General features: G+C 48.2%; 17 protein-coding genes. 5 read left to right on the forward strand and 12 right to left on the reverse strand.

Features of this window, described 5'->3' with window-relative positions; genetic code table 11:
• Positions 1-35: 35 nt before the first annotated feature.
• From ABIE50_RS12330 to ABIE50_RS12350, 5 genes are all read right to left on the reverse strand, one after another.
• Positions 36-1985: an LTA synthase family protein gene (locus tag ABIE50_RS12330; protein ID WP_209861180.1), complete on the reverse strand. Its 1950-nt coding sequence runs from the start codon at positions 1983-1985 to the stop codon at positions 36-38.
• Between the two features lie 51 nt (positions 1986-2036).
• Positions 2037-3440 (reverse strand): TonB-dependent receptor plug domain-containing protein, encoded by a 1404-nt coding sequence (locus ABIE50_RS12335; protein WP_354027986.1) that lies wholly within the window; start codon positions 3438-3440, stop codon positions 2037-2039.
• Positions 3355-4014, reverse strand: a complete 660-nt coding sequence (locus tag ABIE50_RS12340) for a TonB-dependent receptor plug domain-containing protein (RefSeq protein ID WP_354027987.1) — start codon at positions 4012-4014, stop codon at positions 3355-3357. The genes ABIE50_RS12335 and ABIE50_RS12340 overlap by 86 nt, the downstream gene beginning before the upstream one ends.
• 197 nt (positions 4015-4211) lie before the next feature.
• Positions 4212-5498: a PorY family sensor histidine kinase gene (porY, locus tag ABIE50_RS12345; RefSeq protein WP_209861175.1), complete on the reverse strand. Its 1287-nt coding sequence runs from the start codon at positions 5496-5498 to the stop codon at positions 4212-4214.
• 24 nt (positions 5499-5522) lie between these two features.
• The gene (locus ABIE50_RS12350; protein ID WP_209861173.1) at positions 5523-6194 is read right to left on the reverse strand and encodes a response regulator transcription factor; all 672 of its coding nucleotides are present in this window, start codon (positions 6192-6194) and stop codon (positions 5523-5525) included.
• A 247-nt stretch (positions 6195-6441) separates the two neighbouring features.
• On the opposite strand from ABIE50_RS12350, the gene ABIE50_RS12355 reads away from it, so the two are divergent.
• Positions 6442-6855 carry a hypothetical protein gene (locus tag ABIE50_RS12355; protein WP_209861172.1) on the forward strand — a complete coding sequence of 138 codons (414 nt, stop codon included), beginning with the start codon at positions 6442-6444 and terminating at the stop codon, positions 6853-6855.
• 74 nt (positions 6856-6929) lie between these two features.
• On the opposite strand, the gene ABIE50_RS12360 is transcribed toward ABIE50_RS12355, so the two are convergent.
• Both ABIE50_RS12360 and ABIE50_RS12365 read right to left on the reverse strand, forming a co-directional pair.
• Positions 6930-8195, reverse strand: coding sequence for a glycoside hydrolase family 99 protein (locus ABIE50_RS12360; protein WP_142682928.1), 1266 nt, complete (start codon positions 8193-8195; stop codon positions 6930-6932).
• Positions 8196-8412: 217 nt separating this feature from the next.
• Positions 8413-11322 carry a two-component regulator propeller domain-containing protein gene (locus tag ABIE50_RS12365; protein ID WP_209861170.1) on the reverse strand — a complete coding sequence of 970 codons (2910 nt, stop codon included), beginning with the start codon at positions 11320-11322 and terminating at the stop codon, positions 8413-8415.
• A gap of 209 nt (positions 11323-11531) precedes the next feature.
• On the opposite strand from ABIE50_RS12365, the gene ABIE50_RS12370 reads away from it, so the two are divergent.
• The 4 genes from ABIE50_RS12370 to ABIE50_RS12385 are packed head-to-tail and all read left to right on the forward strand — an operon-like array spanning position 11532 to position 16510.
• Complete coding sequence (locus ABIE50_RS12370) at positions 11532-12704, forward strand: DUF5009 domain-containing protein (RefSeq protein WP_209861168.1); 1173 nt, start codon at positions 11532-11534, stop codon at positions 12702-12704.
• A 19-nt stretch (positions 12705-12723) separates the two neighbouring features.
• On the forward strand, positions 12724-14592 hold the full coding sequence (locus ABIE50_RS12375; protein WP_209861166.1) for a glycosyl hydrolase family 18 protein: 1869 nt from the start codon (positions 12724-12726) through the stop codon (positions 14590-14592).
• A 33-nt stretch (positions 14593-14625) separates the two neighbouring features.
• Positions 14626-15384 (forward strand): ThuA domain-containing protein, encoded by a 759-nt coding sequence (locus tag ABIE50_RS12380; RefSeq protein ID WP_209861164.1) that lies wholly within the window; start codon positions 14626-14628, stop codon positions 15382-15384.
• Positions 15385-15394: 10 nt separating this feature from the next.
• The gene (locus ABIE50_RS12385) at positions 15395-16510 is read left to right on the forward strand and encodes a redoxin family protein (protein WP_209861162.1); all 1116 of its coding nucleotides are present in this window, start codon (positions 15395-15397) and stop codon (positions 16508-16510) included.
• On the opposite strand, the gene ABIE50_RS12390 is transcribed toward ABIE50_RS12385, so the two are convergent.
• The 5 genes from ABIE50_RS12390 to ABIE50_RS12410 all read right to left on the reverse strand — a co-directional run bounded on the left by ABIE50_RS12390 (position 16469) and on the right by ABIE50_RS12410 (position 21174).
• Positions 16469-17605 (reverse strand): serine hydrolase domain-containing protein, encoded by a 1137-nt coding sequence (locus ABIE50_RS12390; protein ID WP_209861160.1) that lies wholly within the window; start codon positions 17603-17605, stop codon positions 16469-16471. The two genes, ABIE50_RS12385 and ABIE50_RS12390, sit on opposite strands and share 42 nt — an antisense overlap.
• A 4-nt stretch (positions 17606-17609) precedes the next feature.
• Positions 17610-18407 carry a PhzF family phenazine biosynthesis protein gene (locus ABIE50_RS12395; protein ID WP_209861158.1) on the reverse strand — a complete coding sequence of 266 codons (798 nt, stop codon included), beginning with the start codon at positions 18405-18407 and terminating at the stop codon, positions 17610-17612.
• Positions 18408-18412: 5 nt separating this feature from the next.
• Positions 18413-19621 carry an MFS transporter gene (locus ABIE50_RS12400; RefSeq protein ID WP_209861156.1) on the reverse strand — a complete coding sequence of 403 codons (1209 nt, stop codon included), beginning with the start codon at positions 19619-19621 and terminating at the stop codon, positions 18413-18415.
• Between the two features lie 380 nt (positions 19622-20001).
• Positions 20002-20586 (reverse strand): TetR/AcrR family transcriptional regulator, encoded by a 585-nt coding sequence (locus ABIE50_RS12405; RefSeq protein WP_209861154.1) that lies wholly within the window; start codon positions 20584-20586, stop codon positions 20002-20004.
• Positions 20587-20961: 375 nt separating this feature from the next.
• A complete protein-coding gene (locus tag ABIE50_RS12410) occupies positions 20962-21174 on the reverse strand; it encodes a hypothetical protein (RefSeq protein WP_209861153.1) in 213 nt (70 codons plus the stop codon).
• Between the last annotated feature and the right edge of the window lie 72 nt (positions 21175-21246).

Raw genomic sequence — 21246 nt, forward strand, 5'->3', positions numbered from 1 at the left:
TGTTACCGGGAGCGGAGGCTGCTCCCGGTACAGTATTATTTGCCCATGCCACCGTTCTTAAACAGTGAATAGGCGGTTTGATAGTTGGCGATGCTGTTTTTGAGAAGACTGCTGTCCATCGTAGTGGCGCGTTGCTCATTGCGTTCCATGTTCCAGCTGAAGCACTGCGCTTTCTGCTGTGGGCTCAGGATGAGCAGTTTCCCTGGTTCCAGGTAGCCGAGCTTTTGATAGGTGCTCACCATGGCGCGTGGCCTGTAACCGGGGAGGAGCACATTTTCTCCATAAAATTTACTGTTGTAGCTCCAGTGCAGCATTCCCAGCAGTGTGGGATAGATATCTATCTGGGAGCACATCACGCTGATTTCCTGTGGCGCTATGCCGGGAACATTGTACAGGATACAGGGGATATGATATTTGCTGATCTCTATTTCATTTTTACCGGCGCTGCTGGCGCAGTGGTCGGCCACGAAAATGATCACAGTATTTTTAAACCAGGGTTTGGTGCGGATCTTTTTCAGGAACTGTCCGATGGCGTAATCGGTATACTTCACGGCACCATCGCGGCCACTGCCGGAGGGAATATCTATTTTGCCGGAAGGATAGGTATATGGCCGGTGGTTGGAGGTGGTCATCACAAAATCATAGAACGGTTTGCCGGCGGCATATTTCTGGTCGGCGCTTCTGATAGCGGCGTTGTAAATATCCTCATCGCACACGCCCCAGGCATTTTCGAACTGCACTGCGCTGTCGGGGATGTTGGTACGGGTAGTGGTAATATGATCATCCACCAGTTTATGACGGAGCCGGTCGGTAATGTCATAGCCGTTGTTGCCAAAGTATTTGTTCATGTTATCAAAGTAGCCGTCGCCGCCATAAAAGAAAGTACTTTCGTATCCTTCCTTTTCAAAAAGCTGGCCTACAGAAAAAAGGTTTTCATTCTTTTTCCGGCGAACAATGCTTTGTCCTGGTGTAGGCGGAACGGCCAGTGATAATGCTTCCATCCCTCTTACGGTACGGGTGCCGGTGGCATACATGTTGGTGAACAGGATGCTTTCTTTGGCAATACTGTCCAGCACAGGAGTAATATGCCCGGTGTTGCCAAAGCGTTCCATAAAATCGGCGCTGAAGCTTTCAATGGTTACCATGATCACATTGGGCGTAACGCGTGTAGCCGTATCCGTTATACTCCTGTAAATGCTGTTGCCACTGGCAAGGTAGTGGCTGTCTGGCGATTGCAATAGTGTGCGTAACCGGCTGAAAGCGCTGTTATCATCTTCCAGCAGGTAATATTTATCGTAAGCCAGTTCATTATTCAGGTAGGCCGATACAAAAGAATAAACGCCTGCCTTGGAGAGCTCCTGCGCATACCGGTTCTTGCTTTTTTCGGCCCAGGTATTATTGATAAAGAAGATGTGCAGCAGCATTAACCCCATTAATACGGCGAAGGTGAACAGGCGTTTCAGGAAAGGCGTGTTGGACTGGAAGCTGTTGCGGAAAGTGCCCCGGCGGATCAGCACCCAGGTAATGAGCGCAGTGAATAATAATACGCCGCCTATCAGCAGTGGCAGGGGGTACGACTGGTTTATATTGCTGATCACCTCATAGGTGTAAATGAGATAATCAACTGCAATGAAGTCGAAGCGACCTGCATATTCTCCCCAGAAAGTAAATTCTGCAAAAAAGGAAAATACCAGGATCACCATTGCCAGGAAAAAGCCGGTATAGGTGAATAGCCGGTTAAACAGGGTATTGTTCAGCCGTTGGGGTAAGAGCAATAAGTACAGGGCATACCCAATGGTAAAAAATAAGGCGACCCCGATGTCGTAAATAAGTCCTTTGCCGTATATGACCGGTAAATGGGACAAGTGAAGCCCGGATTGAGGAAAAGCCCATATGAGCAATGCAGTTCTAACGAGGAATGACAGGATCAGGAGTACGGTACCAAAGCCAAACAGTACGGCGTACCTGTTTTTTACAGAATTCATGGTGTATAGAAATTAAAGACCGCGAAGGTACACTGTTCCGTATAGATTTAACTAAAAATTAACTTTCAATGACATATTCATGATTCTTCCATCTACAGGCCCCCACAGTGCTGCAAACTCCGGGTGTGTGACGGTGCCGGTAAACAAGGGGGCGTTTTTGCCCTGCCTGGCATCGAAAAGATTTTCCCCGTTCAGTACCAGGGTAACGTGTTCCCCGAACTGCCGGGAGATCATGGCTGCCCAGAACCAGTAGTTGGGAGTTGCCTGGTTGTTATCGTCGTATTGGTGGCCTATCCAGCTGTTTTCAATCCCAAAGCGCCATTTGCCCTCGATATCGTATGCAAGGGTGCTGGCAAACTTATCCTGTGGTGCAAAGGCAATATTGGTACGGGCGGTGTTATTGTACCGCGATACAGTATGGTTATATCCCAGGTAAAGCTCCAGGTGATCAAGGGCAAAGCGGAGGTAAGTATCCGTACCCAGGCTGTTTACGGCATAAGGCATATTCTGCAACAGGTACATGCCCTGGCCACCGGTTTGCAGCACTGGCAGGATGGGGTCTTTAATGTGGGTATAATAGAATGCCTGGTTCAGGGTCATATCTACCTGGCCTATACTGGTATGGTAATTCCCGTCGAAGTTGATACCCTGGCTTTTTTCAGATCTTATACCGGCGCTGAGGGGCAGCAGGTAGCGATAACCCAGGGTTTGCGTTTGTGCGGTAAAAACAGCCGGGGATTTATAGCCTGTACCTCCGCTGAGGCGGATGGAAAGGTCTTCTACCGGTTTATATACAAAAGCCAGCCTTGGTAAAACGTACCATCCGAATTTATTATGATAGTCGGTGCGGAGCCCCGCTTCTGCCATCAGTTGGTCGGTGATCCGGAATCCGTCCTGTACAAAAAGGCCGGTGGTGTTGTACTGGTAATTGCCCAGCAGGGTGCTGTCGCCTTTGGCCCGGTGGTATATTTCGCCGGTATTGTTGATGCCGGCTACCCAGTCGTGCCGGCCGCTTGTTTTGTGATAGGAAACCTCTCCGTAGGTGCTGGCCTGGTTGCCCAGCAGGGCAAAGGTTTCCACATTGTTCTGCAGGTGGTAAAAGCTGCCCACGCCTTTTACTGACAGGGTGCCGCCACCCAGCTCCTTGCGGGTGAACTGGAGGTCTATACTATGTCTTTCGTTGTTGTTGATCTCTGTATACCGGTGTACATCGGTAGGGGAATGGTCGAGTACCTGCATGTCGCCGCCTTCACGTTTTTCAACAGTACCGGTATATCCTGCCACGAGGGTGGTTTGTGGGCTCAGGTACCAGAAAAAACGAGGGTGGAGCAGGTATTGCCGCAGGCGTGGCACATCACTGAACCCGTCTTTATTTACATCGGTAGCGTTTTGCGTGGTAACGCCGGCAAACAGGGTAAGACCTGTTTTTCCCGTATTTTTCTGCGTAGTAAGCATTGACGTTGGTTTCCTTTAATGTACTACGATTAACCAGCATTGTTAGTTCCGGTTTATCTCCCGGTGTTTTGGCAATAAAGTTGATGATGCCGGCAATAGCGCCACCACCGTAGAGTGTGGAAACAGATCCCTTGATTATTTCTATTTGTTTGAGGTCCAGCGGCGGGATGGATAAAACCCCGAAATTCCCGCTGAGCCCCTCGTATACAGGCATTCCGTCGCGCAGCAGCTGGGTATATTTCCCATCAAGCCCCTGCATGCGGATGGCGTTGTTGCCACTCACGGCCGAGGTGTTCTGAATATGGATCACTGAAAGGTCGCCCAGGATGCTGGCTACATTCCCTGGTTTGATACCGCTTTCTTCTATCATGTCTTCTTTTCCCAGTACTTCTACTTTCATGGGCAGGTCTTCAATGTGGCTGTTATTCCGTGTAGAGGAAATAACTACTTCCCCCAGATCCGACACCCTGCTGATGGTATCCTTAACGGGAACGGGCACACGATTTTGTGCATTCATTGTGCCGGTTGCGCTGAGGAGAATTGCCGGTACCATGTATTTTATATGCTTGTTCATAGCACAAATAAAAACATCGAATCTGGAGCAAATCTGATCGTGAGCGCGGAGTTTGTCTGACTCAGGATTAAACTGATTACGCTGATTTGATCACTTTGGATTTAAACTGATTTGGGGAGATTTAAGCGGAATTTATCGCTTAAATCTTCCCAAATCTTTTAAAATCATACAAAATCCAATCAGCGTAATCAGCGTAATCAGTTTAATCCTGAGTCAGACAAACTCCGCGTAACCCGGAAAGTGTGCTCTCCATTCATATAAGCGTAGTCAACACTGAAGCCATAGGAGTCGGCCATTTTTTTGATGATAGCCAGTCCAAGCCCGTTGGAGTTAGTGTAGTTGCTGTTATGCTTTTTAAACCGCTGGAATAGAACGTTGCCGGGTATTTCAGGCAGTTGGCTGGTGTTGGAAACGGTAAATGTATCCGTTGTAATGCGGATGGTAATATTGCCCTGCGTATAATTGTATTTAATGGCGTTCCCCAACAGGTTACTGACCAGTATATCGGCGAGGGCAGGGTGCAAAGGCCAGGGGGATGTGGCAGCCATTTCTTTGCGGATCTGCAGTTCTTTTTCTTTAATCAGCTCTTCAAAAAGCTGCAGGTATTTTTCAACAACCGCGCAAAGATCCGGTTGTGCTGTTACGGGGTATTGCTGGTTTTCTATTTTAGCCAGCAGCAGGAGGTTGTGATTGAGGCGCGACAGGCGTTGCAGTTCTTCATAGCTGGCAAGGATACTGTTCTGTTGTGTTTCAGAAAGCGTATCATCCTGTAGCAATAATTCCAGTTTGCTTTGTGCGATGGCGAGGGGCGTTTGCATTTCATGGGCCGCATCTTCCGTTAATTCCTTCATACTGGTATAATCGCTGTGAATGCGGGTGGTCATGCTGCCCAAAGCAGCATTCAGCTGGTTAAATTCATGGGTGGTGGTGCGCTCAAAAACAATGGTTTCAAGTTTGTTCAGCTGCAGCTTTTGTATTTTGCCGAGCGACTGGTAAAACGGTTTCCATACACTTTTGCTGATGAGCCAGTTGGAAAGCAGCACAAATAACAGCAGGCCCCCAAATGCTGCCAGCATTACATGAATGATGTTATTTACCAGGTCATCTTTTTCAATGATCGATTTACGCAGTACCAGTTCATAATTTTTATCATTTACATGGATCACCTGTGTAAGCTGCCGGAAAGGAGCGTAGGTGTTTTCCGGTTCCTGGTAAATGTCTACACTTTTCAACTGATGTTTGCTTTGTGCAGCATTTTCCGTAGGGCGCAGGATGAATTCCGGTGTATTGATACGGAAAATGGGGTTATCCACACGGGCTGTATCGAGATAGCGCATCCACTGCAGCTTGTCGTTCACAAGTTCTTCATCTGTTTCATGTTTTATCTCTTTGTTGAATTTTGAATACAGGTAAAAGGCGCCTGCTGTAAAAACAGGTAGCATGATCAGCAGAAAATACAGTGTTGTTTTAGTTAGCAGTTTCATGTACACAATCTGTTTTTAATAGTGTTACCCAAAACGGTAACCGGTTCCATACACTGTTTTGATATAATCTTCCCCACCGGCTTCCAGCATTTTTTTCCGCAGGTTTTTAATGTGGGTATAAATGAAATCGTAAGAGCCGGCCTGGTCGTATTCATCGCCCCACAGATGCCCTGCCAGCGCCGATTTGGTAACAACCCGGTGCTGGTTGGCAATGAAATACAGTAACAATTGGTACTCTTTTCCAGTGAGGGTAATGGATTGGTTGTGTACCAGCACCGTTTTGGAGGCGGGCCTGATAGTGATTTCATGAAAAGTGACCGTGGTATTGCCGTCGAAGTTTTTACGGCGTAAAATAGCATTTACCCGGGCATTGAGCTCCGACAGGTGGAAGGGTTTGGTGAGGTAGTCGTCGGCTCCAAGCTCAAGCCCGCTGAGCTTATCTTCCAGGGAATCCCTGGCAGAAATAATGATAACGCCCGCGTTGGATTCCAGTAACTTCAACTCTTTTACTATATCCAGGCCGTTGCCCCTGGGAAGACCTATATCTGCCACTATACAATCGTAATCAAATTCATTGACTTTGTCAATGGCCTGCGGGAAATCCGCCGCCAGCTCGCAAATATATCCCTGGCGTTCCAGGTAATCCTGTATGCTGGCCCTGAGCGCAGGCTCATCTTCTATAATCAGCACTTTCATGCGCTAAAAGTAGGTATAATTCCTAAAGGAATTCTGTAGTGAAGACAGGTGTTCCGGATGGCAGCGGTGGCCTGCTTTCAAAGGCCCTGTGAGTAGGCTTCCATATGATGGAATGCGTATCAGGAGGATTTTGGGGAGAAACATCCCCGGTCCGGTTTTTCGTCATTTTTGCGTTATATGAAAACTGTACAGGCCCTGTGTATCGTAAATACATTACCGATATCATACCTTATCATATGGGCATTCTATGAGTAGTTATTTCAAAATGATGACAGATAGGCTACTGCCGAGGAAGATACCCCAACCGGCTGTTTCCGGGCGGAAAGCGACAGATGATGATACAAGGGAATTGTGCGCATTGATGGATAATATACCCAATGCAAAATCAGTAGCGGCCATGTACCGGCACCTGATGAGCAAGGGCCGGCTAACGGAACACTATACCAGCGGGGATCCTGGCAGAAGATGGCTGGAAGTGGAGCAGTTGGTGCTGGACAGAAATATGAGGCGTAAAGAGAACCGGCGCAGGCTAATATGGATGGTGCTGATCTTTATGGCTGCGGGCATTGTTTCCTATTTCAGTGGTGCTTACCTGCTGACCAAGAAAAAAGCCCCGGCCAACGCAGGCATTACAACAAGTATGTTTTATACTTTTTTGTAAGATAAAAAGTAATGAAAAAACAACGTCCCGGTAACCATTGGCTACCGGGACGTTGTTTTTATTACCTCGTAATATTATTTTCTTTCCGGCATTTTCGTGGTCAGTGGTTTTTCATTGCGCAGCATCTTTGCTGCTTCCCCGGTTAGCCACAGGTAATGATCTGATGGTTTACCGTCTAAATTTATAAATGGGGTGGTGCTGCTCACCGGCGGCTGGTCACTTGCTTTAAAGATGGCCGTGGCTTCATTCACTTCATCAAACATAGCTACATACAACATGGTGGCGCCGGCTGTTAAGGCAGTGGAAATCTGCTGCCAGTAAAAGCGCCCGCCCTGACGGGGGATGGAGCCTACGGGTTTCACATCGTCCGGGAATTCATAGCGGCTTAAGTTATGCCAGCTGAAGCCGGGATATACACAGGGCACATATTCGATATGATTGGCGCGGCACCAGGCCAGGTCATCGATAAGGTTATCACGGAACCGGTCCATATCGTTATGCAGCAGCGGGGAGTAGCGTTGCACCGTCCATGGCAACACTATATCCGCCTGTTTGATGATGGTATGCAGGTAAGGGTCCGGCAAACAATCCGCGTTCAGGTTGCGCCATGCAGTAGGCACACCCAGCATAATGGCGCAACCGCCGTACACCGGGTCATTTTTCAGGAAATCGATGAGCCGTTCCAGGCCGATATTGCGGAGGTTATAAGGGCGATCGGGAAAACCAATACCCCAGATGGCTACCACCGGTTTACCGTTTTGCTGCAGGTAAGTTTTAGCGCCCGGCTGATTGGTTACCTTCAGCTGATCCACCAGGTACTTCCAGTCTTCAATAATAGCGGAACAGTCTTCCCCATGGGCGCTTAACCCGGAAAGATCATACATTACGGCAATAGCTCTTTTGTATTTTGAAGCGGCAGCGAAGGCATTTTTCAGGATAACGGAAGAGATGCTGTCGCGGTGTTTGGCATTATTAAAAAAACGTTGCATGAATACGCCGTCTACCCCATATTGCTGCATCCATTTAAAATGAATATCCACGGTGCTTTTATCGTAAGAGCTGAAGAAACGTGCAGCTTGCCCGTTGGCCAGCCTGAAAGGAGTGGCATATGTTTTTTCATACTCGCTCACATCCGGCCACATATCTATACCACTGCGGGTTTCATCGCCATAGGAAAAGCGGCGTGCGCCGGAGCCATCGCCTTCGGCCCGGAACCATCCCTGGTAACCGGCCATCACCAGGCCATGATAAGTAGGGTACTGCGATTCCCTGCTGTGTTTCAATTGAGCCAGGGCGGTTATGCTCAGCAGGGAGAGAAAAGCTGTTAAAATACGCTTCATATGTATACTGTTTGTTATTAACGTGGAAACGGTTGCTAAAAAGAGGAGAACCCGGCTTGCCCGGATTCCCCAAAGGTTTTGCATTCACCTTAGTTGTGTACCGGCATCAGTGCCGGAACAAGGTGCAAGTAAAGCGGGAAGGCCTAACAGGAGCGTTAACAAAGCATTAATTGCAGTAATTAATAGCCAGTTAACGCTATTAATTTCAGGAAAAGATCTATTCTGTTACTTTTAAAAGAAAATCAAAGAGATTTACGGTGGTTTCCAGTTGTAATTTTTTGCGGAGCCGGTACCGGCTGATCTCTACGCCTTTTACAGAGATATTCATGAGCTGCGCAATTTCCTTGGAGCTTAAATTCAGTTTTAGGTAGGCGCACAGCTTCAGATCTGTGGATGAGAGAGCCGGATATTTCTTTTTTATGATGCTGAGAAAATTATGGTGTACTTCATCAAAATGCGCAGCAAATTGTTCCCAGTCGCTGTCGCCTTTCTCCGCGTCTTCCAACAGCCGCATAACCGGTTTGAAATCGCCTGCGGCGCCGGGTAAGGTATTTTTTTTCAGCAACAGCAGCAACTCCTCGCGAATGCGCGCCACCAGCTTGCCGCGGTTCACCATATGCATAGTAATGGTGGCCAGCTCCTTATTCTTCAGGTTTACCTCGGATGCCAGTTTATCATGTTGAAGGGTGATAAGCTCTTTCTCATTTTTATAAAGCTCCAGCTGGTGGAGGTAGTGGAGTTGTTTTTGCGCGGCCTCATGCTGAGCTTCCAGGTGCTGCAGGCGTTTCCTATGTTGCCGGAATAGCCACAGGAGGAGCGCAGCGGCTGCCAGCAGGTAGCCTGCATATGCCCACCCTGTTTGATACCAGGCTGGTAATACTTCAAAAGTATAGCTCACCGTTCCGGAGATGTTGCCGGTATTATTGCGGGCCCTTACGGAAAAAGTATAGGTGCCGTAAGAAAGATTGGTATAGTCCTTTTCTGTGCGCGGCGACCAGTCGGACCATTCCCGGTCCAGTCCACTGAGCTTGCAGCTGAATTCAATGTTGTTTTTCTGCGGGTATACATTGGCGGCGTACTCAAAGTGGAACGAGTTCCATTTTTCCGGCAGGCGTACCAGCGGACGTTGCCCTGCAGGGGGAACAATGTATCCGCCAAATATCAGGCTGTCTTTCGGAGAAAAGGCGGTCACGCTGCTGAGCAATACGCCCAGGTGGGTGCCGGCATTCATATATTCCCTGTAGTTGATATGATAAACGCCTTTACCGGAGCAGATAAAAATATTTTCTTTATCATAGGGATAGATATAACCGGGACTGGTGCCTGCCTGGGCCGGCAGCCCGGGAAACCAGGTGATGGAAAAATAGCTGCTGTCGGCAGGATGGTTGAAATCCACTACGCCGGTGAGCTGGTTACTTACAAACCAGATGTTACCTTCTTTATCCTCTGTGAGATACCTTACAGGCATCTCTTTAAAAAAAGGTTTAAAATAGGCAGATGGCTGCATCCTGCCAGTGGCGTTGTTGTATTCGTACACGCCTTTTTCGGTGGCTATAGCAATACGGTTCTTCACCCGGTACACAAAGTTGTTGGTGCCGGCAGGTAAACCGTCCTTTTGTGTAAAAATGGTTTTACGTATTACGGTTTTTTTGTCGGCGGACAACTCCATCCGGAATACGCCCCTGTATGGGTGCGAGCCCCAGATGATGTTATGATCGGCGGCCAGGAAGCGCATAGATTCATAAAGGCTATCCAGTTTTACTATATTTTCCGGTTGCGGGTTTTTGGTATAATTCAGCAACAGCAAACCTGTATAGGCGCCGGCCAGCACCAGTTGCTCAAGGCGCGCATCGGGCTGCAGCGGCAGGAACGACCAGATGCCCTGGTTGCCGGACAGCTGGATGGCGCTGCCGTTGCTTATCATAAAGGCGCCGTCCTGGTGCCCCATGAGCAGTTGTTGGTTTACTTCCTGCAGGCTCCATACCTGTCCCCTGGTGTTTTTTATTTCGGTGAAAGTGCCGCTGTTGGCGCTGAGATCTTTTTCCTGTGGATCCAGGGGAAGCGCAAAGAGGCCATTGGAGGTGCCTACATACAGCTGATGGTTAAAAACAGTGATGGCGCTGCCGGATACCTGGCTGTTCCGGTCGGGATAGATATGGTGCAGGGGGCTGCTGTAATTCACCAGGTCGATCCCGTTTTCAAGCGCCAGCCAAAGGTTATGGTCCTTGTCAGAGAGGAGGCTGCGGATATTATTGTGCTGCAGTCCCTCACTGCGGGAGAAATGCCTGAAAAGACGGCCCTGGCCGTCGATGATAAACAGGCCGTTACCGGTAGTGCCGATGGCATATTGATTATCCGCAATTTTCACGGCACAGTTAACACGGTCGTTGAGGAGGAGAGGATCAATACCGGTTTTATACGGGGCAAGGATCTTATTGTGCAAGAGGAACAGGCCATTGGTAAGAGAGGTTACCAGCAGGGTATCGCCGTGGTAAGGCGTAATGCTGCTGATCCGCAAACCAGTGGTGGGTACGTTAAGACAGGCCGGTTCCCATTTCCCGTTTTGCAGGATAAGCAATCCCATGCTCCGGTCGGTAGTATATAACAACCCGTTGGCCCATGCCATCATCAGCCATCCGCCCGGTGCATCAAAGAAAGTGATCCTGTTTTTTTTAAGCTCAAAGATGCTTTCAACGGTTCTGAAATACACTACATCTCCCGAAATAATAATATCCCAGATATCAGCAAACTGGTGACCAACGGGAGGAACCAGGTGTTTCAGGGAATGATAGACCAGGTTGCCATCGCTGGAGGGGAAAAAGTAACCGATTTCATCATGACCGCCTGCATAGATCCTGCCGCTGCTGTCAAGCGCAAGGGATCTTACTGCGGCCTTATTGGGTAAACGGTGCAGTTTCCAGTACCGGCCGTTGAAGGTAAGCAGTCCATCGTTGGTAGCCATATACAGAATGCCGTTATTGCCCTGCCGGATACAGTTCATACCGGCGCCGGTATGAAAATCATTACTGTTGTAATTAATGATTTCGGGGAGACCGATAGTATGCTGCGCCCCGGAACGCTGAGGAAGGCCGGTAAGTAGTAAAAGGAATATCAGGACTCTGTACATAGACAAAAACAAAATAGGTTTTTTCCATGAAAATTTTCGCTGTAGTGGTAATGTAGTGGTGCTAACCGGCCGGGATCAATTGATTTTCAATACTGGTAGAGGCAATGTTTAGGCGGAAAAGTAGGGGTTAAGTAGATTAATCCGGATATTTGTTTTCACAGGAACAACGATCCGTTATCTTATCTTCCTGTATCCATAACCCGAATTTTATGTCAGCCAAATCCAACAGATTACTATCAATTGATGCCTTCCGCGCTATTACGATGTTACTGATGATCTTTGTAAATGATGTAAGCGGCGTACATGATATCCCGGCCTGGATAGAACATGTGCGCGGCGATGAAGACGGGCTGGGATTTGCAGACATCGTGTTTCCCACCTTTCTTTTTATTGTGGGGCTTTCCATTCCGTATGCTATTGGTCACCGTATTCAGCAGCAGCAATCCTTTATTAAAATTGAAACGCATATTATATTAAGGTCGCTGGCGCTGATTGTAATGGGTTTTTTTCATGTGAACCTGGAAAGTTACAGCAGTGCTGCTTTGCTGCCTTATGCTGTTTGGGAGATCCTCATTACGCTGGCTTTTTTCCTTATCTGGCTGGATTACCCGGTTTCCCTGTCAAAAACGTTGCGGTACATGTTCTCCGGCGGCGGCATTATATTACTGGTATTAATGGCATATCTCTATAAAGGCGGGGACCCGGATCATCCGCATGGTATGCAGCAGTCGTGGGGCGGTATCCTTGGCATCATCGGGTGGGCTTACCTGGTAAGCGCCACGGTTTACCTGCTCATCCGGGGGCGATTTATGTGGCTAACAGCTGCCCTGTTGCTGTTCCTGGCTATCAACCTGGGTACGCACGGAGACTGGGTGCCTTTCTACTTACCTGTTATAGGTGATGCGTCTTCTGTAACCCTGATCATGGGCGGTGCATTTATTTCCGCTTTATACAGCCGTCTTTTACAACAGCAACGCATAAACGCTGTATGGGCTTACCTGTCTTTATCAGGGATAGGTGCTATTGTACTGGGGTTCCTTGTAAGACCGTACACCGGCGGTATTTCCAAGATAGGTTCCACACCAGCCTGGGTATTGATTTGCGGCGGCATTGCCATCCTGGTGTTTGAGCTTTTTATTTTCCTGGTAGATGTGAAAGGCAAATTCCACTGGTTCAGGATCATCAAACCAGCGGGCACCAGTACACTTACCTGCTACCTGATGCCGTATTTACTGTATGCTGTTTTTACGCTTACTCATTTTCATTATCCCCACTGGTTTAACGCCGGTACGGGCGGAATTATCCGTTCGTTTGCAGTAGCCTTTCTACTGATCATCCTGGTGGGCTTCCTGGAAAAGAAGAAATTACGATTAAAGATCTGAAACATTCAAATCAACAGATATGATGAAGTATTTGCACTCACCAAAGAAAGGAGGTATCAGTTTTTTAATGCTACTACTCCCGGCTTTACTTAACGCTACTAACCCTGCGCCACGGATGTCTGAACAACATACCGCAGCGCAGGTGAAGCCGGTGATCATCGGCTATGTAGGCGGGTTCAGGGGATTGGTGAATACAGACAGGATTGCGCCCCGTAAGCTCACGCATATTAATTATGCATTTGTGGATGTGCAGCATAACCGCGCCGTGCTTACCAATGAGAAAACAGATACGGTAAACCTGCGCCGTATCAATGAACTCAAAGCCATTAACCCGGAGCTGAAGATCCTTATCTCCATCGGGGGCTGGGCATGGAGCGAAAATTTTTCCGATGCCGTATTAACGGATACATCGCGCAGGGCCTTTGCAGTAAGCGCAGTGAATATCATCCGTACCTACAAACTGGATGGGGTGGATATCGATTGGGAGTATCCGGGCCGCCCCGGTGAGGAAGGCAATGTTTACCGCCCGGAAGACAAGCAGCATTTTACGCTTATGTTCATGGAACTGCGCAGGGAGCTGGATAAACTGGAGAAAGAAACCCATCAGAAAAAGCTGCTTACTACAGCGGTTGGCGGTTTTGCAGCATTCCTGGAAACAACGGAAATGGGGAAGGCGGCCAAATACCTGGATTATGTAAACCTTATGACCTACGATTTTTATTCAGATAAGAAGGCGGGGCATCACACAAATCTCTATACGCCGGCAGATAACCCTGGCGCATTATCAGGCGATAAGGCAGTAAAAGCCTATGTGGCCGCTGGTGTGCCGGTGGAAAAACTGGTAATGGGGATTGCTTTTTACGGACGTCGCTTCCAGCTGGCCGACAGTACCGGCACCGGGCTCGGAGGGAAGATCCTGTCTCAGTCTTTCGGTAAAGGCTATACGTTTACAAAAGACAGTCTCGTAAATAAAAACGGTTTTCATGCCTACCGCGACGAAAGCGCCAAAGCGCCTTACCTGTTCAATCCTTCCACGCGGGAGTTTATCACGTATGATGATGAATGGTCAGTACAAAACAAATGCAACTATGTAACCGCCCATAAAATGGGCGGCGTGATGTTCTGGGAATATGCCTCCGATGAAAAAGAATACCTGCTGGATGAAATCAACGCCGCCTTGTATCCCAACCGTAGCAAGCCTGCTTTTGAGGCCTTGGTGCTGTATGAAAACGGTGGGCATCACCTGGCATTTTCCAAAGCGGCCAAAGCCTGGCTGGATAGCCTGGCCGCAAAAAGACATATCCGTTTTACCTATATCACAAATACCGATGCTATTAATGAAGCATATTTAAAACAGTTCCGGCTTTTCATCCAGCTCGATTATCCCCCTTATGGCTGGAAGCCGGCAGCAGCCGATGCTTTTGAACATTACATCAACCAAGGGCGTGGTGGCTGGATTGGTTTCCATCATGCCACCCTGCTAGGCGAGTTCGACGGCTTCCCTATGTGGAACTGGTTCTCCAACTTTATGGGCGGTATCCGTTTTACCGGCTATATCCCCGGTTTTGCCGATGGAACGGTAACCGTGGAAGATAAGAACCATCCTGTAATGAGGAATATTACATCTCCCTTTATAATTAATAAAGAAGAATGGTATACCTACAACAAAAGCCCGCGCCCGCAGGTACATGTGCTGGCCAGTGTGGATGAAGGTTCTTATGTGCCTGCTTCTGATAAGAAAATGGGCGATCACCCGGTTGTATGGACCAATGAACATTATAAGGCCAGGAATATTTATATTTTCATGGGGCACGGTCCCGCCTTACTTGGTAACACTGCCTACACGCAATTATTTGAGAACGCTATATTCTGGGCAGCCGGCGAATAACCACTGCTGCCCCTGAACCCAAACACAAAAGAAATGAAAAGAAAACCATTGTTACTATTCCTGCTGTTGCTGGCGGGCGCCACAGCTGTTGCCGCTACGCCCGCAAAATTTAAGGTGCTGGCCTTTTTCAATGCCGGGGTAGAGCCCGATCATGTTGATTTTGCCAATGATGCAGTGATATATTTCAGGCAGCTGGCCGCTGAAAAACATTTTCAATTTGATACCACTACCAATTGGGACAATATGAATACGGCCGTTCTGAGCAGATACCAGGTGGTGATATGGCTGAACTTTTTCCCGACCACGCCCGCACAGAGGGCCGCTTTTACCAGTTATATGGAGCATGGCGGCGGCTGGATAGGCTTCCATGTGGCAGGGTACAATGATAAATATACGCAGTGGCCCTGGTTTGTAAACTTTCTTGGCGGCGCTGTATTCATCAATAACAACTGGCCTCCACTCCCTGCCAGGCTGCATGTAGATCCTACCAGTCATCCCGTTACCAAACACCTCCCGGCCGATTACCTGAGCCCGGCAAATGAATGGTATCAATGGGAACCCAGTCCCCGGTTAAACAAGGATGTGGAAGTTTTAGTAACTTTAGATACCGCCAATTACCCGCTCGGAAAAAAGAATCTGCTGACCTATGGCGATATCCCGGTTGTATGGACCAATAAAAGATACAATATGCTGTATGTAAACATGGGGCATGGGGATAAGATTTTCACGGACTCGTTACAGAATAAAATGTATGAAGATGCCATCCTTTGGGTGGGTCGTAAGAAAAAATAAACCATTTAACATGGAGAAGAATTTTCTTATCAGCAGCATGCTCTGTTTCGTATTGCTGCCGCTATTGCTGCAAGCCCGGCAATTGCCTATAGGCGCAGCGGCGCCGGATTTTAATCTGCCCGCCACTGATGGGAAAAATTATACGCTATCGTCTTTTGCAGATGCCAAAGTGCTGGCAGTGGTGTTTACCTGTAATCATTGTCCCACTGCTCAGGCGTATGAAGAAAGGATCAAGCAGCTCACTTCCGACTATGCGGGGAAAGGCATGCGGCTGGTGGCCATTATGCCTAACAATGCAGAAGGGTTGCGGTATGATGAACTGGGATATACTGACCTGGGAGATTCTTTTGACGACATGAAGCAGCGGGCAAAAGACAAGCAGTTTAATTTTCCTTATTTATATGATGGCGATAGTGAAACAGTATCGCGCGCATATGGGCCCACAGCTACACCGCATATTTTTATTTTTGATAAAGACAGGAAGCTGCGTTACCAGGGGAGGATTGATGATATGGAAAATCCTGCAAAGAAGCCAGGGTCAACAGATGCGCGGAATGCAGTTGAGGCGTTGTTACAGCAACGTGAAGTACCGGTGACTGTTACGAAGGTTTTTGGTTGCTCGGTGAAGTGGAAAGATAAGAGCGGCAGCGTGGAGAAGGCGATGCAGGCATGGGCAAAGGAGCCAGTAAGCCTGGATACTGTAACGGTAAGCGGCATTAAGGAACTGCTGAAAAATACATCCTCTAACCTGCGGCTTATCAACATATGGGCCACCTGGTGCGTGCCGTGTGTGGCAGAGTTCCCGGAATTTATTATCCTGGCTAAAACATTCAGTGAGCGTGATTTTGAATTTGTAAGTATCAGTGCAGATGAACCTGAAAAGAAAGATAAAGTGTTACAGTTTTTAAAGAAGAAATATTCATCCGGGAAGAATTATCTCTTCACCGGGAAAGATAAGTATGAGTTGATCGAGGCGGTAGATCCCAAATGGCAGGGTGCTTTGCCTTATACTGTATTGGTAGAGCCGGGAGGAAAAATCGTATATGCGCAACAGGGAGAAATAGATCCGGTTGCCCTCCGTAAGTTAATTTTTCATAACCGTATGATCGGTCCTATGTATAAATAGATCTGTATCCGGCCATTTTGTATTGGGGTCGTTTACCGCCTTCCACAGTAACCCGTCCAGGTCGTTGAAGAAGCTGCCATCGGTACGGGTATTGCAAAGCATTACCCAATTGAATCCTTTGTGTGCGCGTATTATTTCGCTGGCGGTGCCGGGAAGGGAACCGGAGTGCCACCAGTTATGATAAGGATTTACAGCCCATCCCAGGGCATAGCCGGGGTTAGCTTCAGAACCGGTGGTCATAGCGGTAATGGATTTTGTATTTAGTATATCCGCCGGCGCCGGGAATCCGTCTATATGTACCATCAGGCGGGCGAGATCTGTGGCGCTGGCTATCCATCCTCCGTGGGCATCCATGCGGGAAATGTTGTAGATATAGGGTTGTTCCCCATGCTGGCCATAGTACACTACTTCCCGTGGTTTTCTTTGAGCAGGTGTGTTGCCGCCTGTTTGCATATCAGTAATGCCGCAGGGCCGCAGCACTGCTTTTTTTACATAGTCCTCATAAGGCATACCAGATACTTTTTCAATGATGCGACCGAGAATGCAGTAACCAAAATTGGAGTAAGCGTATACTGTTCCGGGAATATTGTCCAACGGCTGATGATCAATGGTCCATGAGATCAGTTCATCTGCAGTCATGCGGGGATGGCTGAACATCGGATCCGCGTTGTTGTTGGTCCACCCGCCGGAAGTATGTTCCAGTAACTGCCGTATGGTGATCTTTTTCAGGTTGTCTGCGTAGGGAGGCGTTCCATAACGTGTGCCGAGCACGGCGTTGGGGCCAAATACCCGGTCGTTGAGCGACAACTTTCCTGCCTCTGCCAATTTTAATATAGCCGTGGCTGTTATACACTTCGATACGCTGGCGATGCGGAAGAGGTGTTGCGGGGTTAGAGCGATATGTTGTGCGGTATCGGCATAACCATAGCTGCGGGCATATACCAGTTTGCCGTGGTAGGTTACTGCAACTGACATACCCGGTACATGATACTGGTCCATAAAAGCCTTTATGGTGCTGTCTATCTGCGGGAGGGATTGCGCGCTACCGGAATTTGCTGTCAGCAGGCATACCAGCAGTATAGGTATATATCTCATGAAATTAAGGTACAAAAATATTTCCTTCCAGGTAGGTTTTGCAGGTGCCTCCAATCAGTACACGGTTGCCGGCATCCACGCAGTAGAGCTTTCCTGTTCTGGCTGATACCTGAAGGGCAATCATTTCTTTCTTATCCAGCTGGCGGCTCCAGAATGGGATGAGTGAACAGTGGGCCGAACCGGTTACCGGGTCTTCAAAGATGCTGGCTTGGGGGGTAAAGAACCGTGATACAAAGTCTACGTGTTTTCCTTTGGCAGTTACAATGATGCCGCCCGGGTCCAGGTTGATCTGGTCGAGTATGGCTTTATCTGGTTGAAGGTTGCGTACAATATCCTCGTCGTGATATACCAGGATATAATCCCTGGCCTTTAGTACTTCCATGGGATATACGCCAATTCCTTTAAGGATTTCTGTTGGCAGGGTAGAAGGCACTGCTGGTCTTGATGGAAAATCAAGAGTGAGCAGGTCATTGTTTTTGGAAACCACAAGGGGGCCGCTTTGTGTATGGAAGGTGATCTGGTGCATGTCCCATCCCAGGTGATTGAACAGCACGTGTGCACTGGCCAGGGTGGCGTGCCCGCAGAGGTCCATTTCTATTTCCGGCGTGAACCAGCGGAGCTCATAGTGCCCCTGCCTGCCGGAGGGAATAAAGAAGGCCGTTTCCGGCAGGAAGTTTTCCGCTGCGATCTTCTGGAGTGTTCCTGTTGGCAGCCATGCTTCCAGGATACATACTGCTGCCGGGTTTCCGCCAAACAGCTCATGTGTGAAAGCATCTACCTGGTAAATGGGTATATGCGGCATGACGGTTATTTTTGGTGTTGTAAAGTAAAGGTATTGCTTTTTTGTGCGTGTATCTTCCGGGGGAGGGTAGTGGCCCAGAAAAGTAGCCCGGTGGCGCTGAGTGTGCCGCCCAGCAGGCATACGGCCGTCCACCCGGCATAGGCATACACCGTGGTAGCGGCAATGCTGCCGAAGCCGCTGCCAATGGAATAGAACAGCATATACCCCGCCACTATGCGGTTCCTGGATTCGGGCCGGATATTATAAAGCATACTTTGGTTGGTGACATGCACTGCCTGGATGGCCAGATCCAGCAGGATGATACCGGCAATAAGTGCAGTCAGTGAATGGGGCGCAAATCCCAGCGGCAGCCAGGAAACCAGCAGTAATGCCAGCGCTGCGCCTGTGGTCCGCTGGCCATGGCCCCGGTCGGCCAGCCTGCCCGCACGGGCCGCGCCCAATGCGCCTGCCACGCCAATTAATCCGAACATACCTGTTACAGAAGAGGAAAAGGAATAGGGCGGTGCGCTAAGTGGCAATACCAGCGATGACCATAACACGCTGAAAGCAGCGAAAATAAAGAAGGCAATAATGGCGCGTACCCGTAATAAAGGCTCTTCCAGGAATAGGCGGAAAACTGAAACGAGAAGTTGGGGATAAGTGGCGCTGGCTTTTTGCGGGTCGTTAACAGGTAATGCCCTGTATAAGGCGCCGGCGGTAAGTAACATAAGGGTTGCAGAAAGAAAGTATACCGCCCGCCACCCGGCTATATCTGCAAGGGCGCCGGATACCGTTCGTGCCAGCAGGATACCCAGCACCACGCCGCTGGTAACGAGGCCCACTACGCGGCCACGCTCTTCGGGGGCAGCCAGTGTAGCGGCATAGGCCACCAGTGTTTGCGTAACTACGGCCAGCAATCCTACTGTTGCAATGCCACCCAGGAAAAGTAGTTTAGCGGGCGCCCAGCCAACGGTGATCAATGCTGCTGCAGCCAGCAGCAGCTGAACGGCTATCAGTTTGCGGCGGTTGAATAAATCGCCCAATGGCAACAGCAGCAGCAACCCGAGGGCGTAGCCTGTTTGCGTAACGGTAATTATAATGCCTAATGAGCGGGAAGGAATATCCAGGTCGTTTCCCATCCTGTTAAGCAGGGGCTGTGCATAATATACATTGGCAACAGCGAGTCCACCCGCTATTGCAAAGAGCAGGGAAGTGTAACGGTTAATTTTTTGCATAATCCCAGTAATTGTTTTGTACTGTTTGGTACATAATAGATGAAGAAAGGTGTTAATGATTCGTTGCCGGTAAAGATTTTTAATTGTGCTCTGGTTAGAAGGTGTGTTGGTTTTAAGTATTCCTTATTAATGAAGGCGGATTTAATTGTAGCTGTGACTAGTTAAGGGTTTTAAGCACTCCTTACTAATAGAGGTGTATTTAATTGAAACCCTGTCTGGCTGAGCGTTTTAAGCATTCCTTATCAATGAAGGCATATTAATGCAGCACCGATCAGAAGGTTTTAAATATTCCTGATCAACAAGGTACTTTTAGTTGTATGCTGACGAGCTAAGGATTTTAAATACATTCCTGGGTAAAGAGGTATTTCAATAGCTCCTTGTTAGTCAAGTACTTTCAATTGTGTTTCTATCAGTTCGGAGAGCGCATCATTATCGGGGTAAATCCGCCTGGTAATGCCCAACCCGTTCCAGTTGTTGAGAAGAAGACGGGCTAATATTGCCGGTTCCAGCTTTGAATGCAATGTGCCTTGTTTTTTTCCTTTCAGCAGGGCGTCAAGAAAAAGCGCTTCCAGCCCCTGCAGGTGAGTAGCGGCCCTTTTCATCATTGGGTTTTCGATATTGGAAAGCTCTGCAACTGCATTGCCAAAAATACAGCCATTCTGATGTTTCGCCCTGGTGCTATGTGCAATCCTGCGAAAAAATTCGCGGATATATTCCACCGGGTCATCTGCTGCATCCAGTTCTCTTCTGAACCGCGCCATTGCCTGGTCGCTGCGCAGTGCCAGCGCCCTTTCATAAAGCTCTTTCTTACCGCCTTTAAAAGCCAGGTAAAAGCTGCCTTTGCCTATGCCCATGGCCTCCAGCAGATCTTCCGTAGAAGTAGCTTCATATCCCTGGTGCCAGAAAACATCAGCGGCTTTGCTGAGCACTTCCTGGTCATCAAATATTTTTGGTCTGCCCGACATATCTCTCCCTTTTATCACCCAAAGATATATTCTTTACCAAATAGTACAAAATTTTTTAGAGCGGAGGAGATTACCTTGGTTTAGGATTACGCTGATTTGTTTGGTTTTATCATCGTTTGTTTTTTTAACAAAGAGTGTTTGTCGATTTGATTTTTATATTAAGAAAGATGAAGAGATGTTTGGTTTGATCATCGTTTGTTTTACAGGGAGGGTTGATTAAGTTTTATAAGGGAGATGAAGGGCAGTTTGGTTTGATCATCGTTTGTTTTTTAACAAAGAGTGTTTGTTGATTTGATTTTTTTAGACAGAAGAAGATAGAACCAGATAGCCATCAACGCAACTCACGGGAATTGCCTGCTGAAGAAAACAGGAAGTTTAATGATGCGGGGTTTGCGGGTGAAGCAGGTTAAATAATGCTTTTTGCAGATCATCGTTATGAAGATTATTTAACTGCTCCGTCGGTATTTCGTAAAAGGCAGTTTTCTTACCCAGCAGGCCTATTACAAACGTGTGACCGGCCTGCACCGGTTCGCCGGTTTGCGGATGCTTTTTTGATAGTGTTACCACTACGTCTTTGAATTTTGACATATGGTGAATATAACAAAAATTCAGGACTTCCGCCCGCTTACTTTGTGCACCGTACGGTTATAACATTACAGC

This window comes from Chitinophaga sp. OAE865, from assembly GCF_040546735.1.
Classification (GTDB): domain Bacteria; phylum Bacteroidota; class Bacteroidia; order Chitinophagales; family Chitinophagaceae; genus Chitinophaga; species Chitinophaga polysaccharea_A.

What these genes read in the sequence shown, in the direction of transcription:
- ABIE50_RS12400 (WP_209861156.1), bottom strand. Translation starts at nt 19,621, where the DNA reads ATGCAAAAAATTAACCGTTACACTTCCCTGCTCTTTGCAATAGCGGGT.
- ABIE50_RS12365 (WP_209861170.1), bottom strand. Translation starts at nt 11,322, where the DNA reads ATGTACAGAGTCCTGATATTCCTTTTACTACTTACCGGCCTTCCTCAG.
- ABIE50_RS12380 (WP_209861164.1), top strand. Translation starts at nt 14,626, where the DNA reads ATGAAAAGAAAACCATTGTTACTATTCCTGCTGTTGCTGGCGGGCGCC.
- ABIE50_RS12395 (WP_209861158.1), bottom strand. Translation starts at nt 18,407, where the DNA reads ATGCCGCATATACCCATTTACCAGGTAGATGCTTTCACACATGAGCTG.
- ABIE50_RS12330 (WP_209861180.1), bottom strand. Translation starts at nt 1,985, where the DNA reads ATGAATTCTGTAAAAAACAGGTACGCCGTACTGTTTGGCTTTGGTACC.
- porY (WP_209861175.1), bottom strand. Translation starts at nt 5,498, where the DNA reads ATGAAACTGCTAACTAAAACAACACTGTATTTTCTGCTGATCATGCTA.
- ABIE50_RS12405 (WP_209861154.1), bottom strand. Translation starts at nt 20,586, where the DNA reads ATGTCGGGCAGACCAAAAATATTTGATGACCAGGAAGTGCTCAGCAAA.
- ABIE50_RS12340 (WP_354027987.1), bottom strand. Translation starts at nt 4,014, where the DNA reads ATGAACAAGCATATAAAATACATGGTACCGGCAATTCTCCTCAGCGCA.
- ABIE50_RS12350 (WP_209861173.1), bottom strand. Translation starts at nt 6,194, where the DNA reads ATGAAAGTGCTGATTATAGAAGATGAGCCTGCGCTCAGGGCCAGCATA.
- ABIE50_RS12410 (WP_209861153.1), bottom strand. Translation starts at nt 21,174, where the DNA reads ATGTCAAAATTCAAAGACGTAGTGGTAACACTATCAAAAAAGCATCCG.
- ABIE50_RS12390 (WP_209861160.1), bottom strand. Translation starts at nt 17,605, where the DNA reads ATGAGATATATACCTATACTGCTGGTATGCCTGCTGACAGCAAATTCC.
- ABIE50_RS12385 (WP_209861162.1), top strand. Translation starts at nt 15,395, where the DNA reads ATGGAGAAGAATTTTCTTATCAGCAGCATGCTCTGTTTCGTATTGCTG.
- ABIE50_RS12355 (WP_209861172.1), top strand. Translation starts at nt 6,442, where the DNA reads ATGAGTAGTTATTTCAAAATGATGACAGATAGGCTACTGCCGAGGAAG.
- ABIE50_RS12375 (WP_209861166.1), top strand. Translation starts at nt 12,724, where the DNA reads ATGATGAAGTATTTGCACTCACCAAAGAAAGGAGGTATCAGTTTTTTA.
- ABIE50_RS12335 (WP_354027986.1), bottom strand. Translation starts at nt 3,440, where the DNA reads ATGCTTACTACGCAGAAAAATACGGGAAAAACAGGTCTTACCCTGTTT.
- ABIE50_RS12370 (WP_209861168.1), top strand. Translation starts at nt 11,532, where the DNA reads ATGTCAGCCAAATCCAACAGATTACTATCAATTGATGCCTTCCGCGCT.
- ABIE50_RS12360 (WP_142682928.1), bottom strand. Translation starts at nt 8,195, where the DNA reads ATGAAGCGTATTTTAACAGCTTTTCTCTCCCTGCTGAGCATAACCGCC.